Source organism: Bacteroidota bacterium, assembly GCA_030706565.1.
GTDB lineage: Bacteria > Bacteroidota > Bacteroidia > Bacteroidales > JAUZOH01 > JAUZOH01.
Genome location: JAUZOH010000535.1, coordinates 1 through 2246, shown reverse-complemented (window position 1 = coordinate 2246; position 2246 = coordinate 1). Strand labels below are relative to the sequence as shown.

General features: G+C 38.4%; 2 protein-coding genes. One reads left to right on the top strand and one right to left on the bottom strand.

Going from position 1 to position 2246, the window contains the following annotated elements:
• A partial coding sequence (locus tag Q8907_16500) for a two-component regulator propeller domain-containing protein (protein MDP4275869.1) occupies positions 1-1637 on the bottom strand: 1637 nt, incomplete at its 3' end.
• A 318-nt stretch (positions 1638-1955) separates the two neighbouring features.
• On the opposite strand from Q8907_16500, the gene Q8907_16495 reads away from it, so the two are divergent.
• Positions 1956-2246, top strand: a 291-nt coding sequence (locus Q8907_16495) for a hypothetical protein (GenBank protein MDP4275868.1), incomplete at its 3' end; no start/stop codon positions are given.

Here is a 2246-nt window from a genome sequence, read left to right as displayed (position 1 = left end):
TTGCTGTGCCGGTAGGTTTTGAATTCATTTTTCTGTTCATTGAACCGGTTGAGCCCCTCGCCATAACTCCCCAACCAGAAAATCCCGTTTTTGTCCTGGATAATAGCCCTGATGGCATCATAACTGATACCTGAATTTTTTGTGGAATAGACTTTAAACTGAGCTGTTTTTTTGTTGTAACAGCAAAGTCCGCCTGCATCGGTTCCCAGCCATATCCTTTTATCCCTGTCCTCATAAATTGCCCGGATATTATTGTCACTGATCTGATTCCCTCCTTTAGACTGGTGTTGAAAGTGTGTGATGTGGTAATTATGAGGATTAATGCAGTTTACCCCGCCCTGGAAGGAACCGAACCAAAGCAGCCCTTCATCATCACAAAGAGCCGAAAGAACTGCATTATCACTTAGTCCTGACTTTTGGTTGATTTCTTTTAATTTAACAAAATTGGAATTATAAACATTAATTCCGCTGCCATCTGTTCCGATCCAATAATTCCCTGATTTATCCTGGCACATTCCCCACACTTTATTGTAGGAAAGGGCATTTTTGCCCTGATCTTTAGTGATCAGCCTGAATTTCTCCGGTAAGGAACTGATAAAATCTATTCCCCCGGTATATGTTCCGATCCATATGTTTTTATCCCTGTCCTGGAAAATAGCCCTTACTGAACGGTATGAAAGGGCGAATTCATTGGAACCTTCTTCCAGATGTTCGACCGGGATATTTTTATCGGCAGATCGAAGAAAGAGGTCGAGATTGAATTTATAAATGCCCTGATCGGTTCCCAACCAGATGGTATGATATTGATCGCAAAAAACTGTAAATATTTCCCTGTTCTTGAACAAGGAAATGCTTGGCAGATGAATAAATGAGCCCCGGGAATTAACCAGAGCAATGCCTTCTTTTGTGGCTATCCATATATTATGGTATGGATCTTCAAATATATTGTTTATGGTATTGGAAGGAAGGTCATTGTTGGACTGGCTGTAAAATATTTTAGTCTGGTGGTTGATTAGGCTATAGGCGAACAGGCCGTTTCCGCCTGTCCCTGCCCAAAGTGTTTTGTTGCTTGCCTCTCTGACGCACATTACCTTAAGATAATGAGGATTGGGCGAATTCTTGAAAATACTTTTAAAGTGATGGAATTTTCCTGACCAAGGACAGTAACTGTTTATGCCTCCCCGGTATGAGGCAACCCATAAATTCCCGATGGAACCCGGGACGATGCTTACAATGTCATTGTTGCTGATACTGGATGGGTCTGAAGGATTATGCACATACCTTTCAAATTGGTTGGTCGTATAATTAAAGCGGTTAAGCCCTTTATCGGATGTGCCTATCCAGATATCCCCGGTTTTGTCGCAGTACAGGCATTGAATGAAATTTCCAGAAATACTGTGCGGATCAGCAGGGTCATGACGAAATGAGATGAAGTTATATCCATCGTAACGGTTCAATCCATCTTCGGTGGCGAACCATACAAAACCGAGTTTGTCCTGTACAATATTGTATACAACATTATTGGTCAGTCCGTTTTCCGTTGAAATTTTCCTTATTTTATTAGGAATCCTTTGACCGTATAAAAATCCTGCAAATAGTAATAAGAAGGTTGCCAGTAGTAGTCGGATACGAAACATAAAATGCTATTTATAGATAGACGGTTAAAGATAGAAATGTTTTCAGATATCAAGAGGAAAGGAATTTAATTAAAAAATATTCGGTTTTTTACAAAAAAAAACATTAACTTTCTTTAATCCAAATAATTTACTTAAAAAATCCTTTTCTTTTTAGCGGAATAAATTTACAATATCTAAAGCTTTTGAAACAATATGGAAAAGCTATTTTGGATATTATCCTCACTTTTGATAAGTGGATATCTGCCTAAAGTACTTTATAAAATCTCTAAATAAACATATATAATATGTACTAAAATTACTAATTAACATTTCACAATCATGAAAAATCGATTATGGCTTTTTCTTTTGGCAATGTTCCTGGTAATATTGCCGGGTTGTCAGAAAAATGAAACTGAATTGACAAGTTCAGGTCCTACGCTCAAGTTGAGTTCCTCTATACTCCACTGGGTGCCGAACAAGACCTTGAATGTTCAGGGAAATGCTTCTGCAACCGATGTGGGTTTAAAATCTATCCGCATTCAAATGAATGACTGGTACCTGGACAAGACCATAACTTTTAATGACAGTATCGTTAAAAGTTACAACCTTAATTACAAGTTTCTGGTGCCC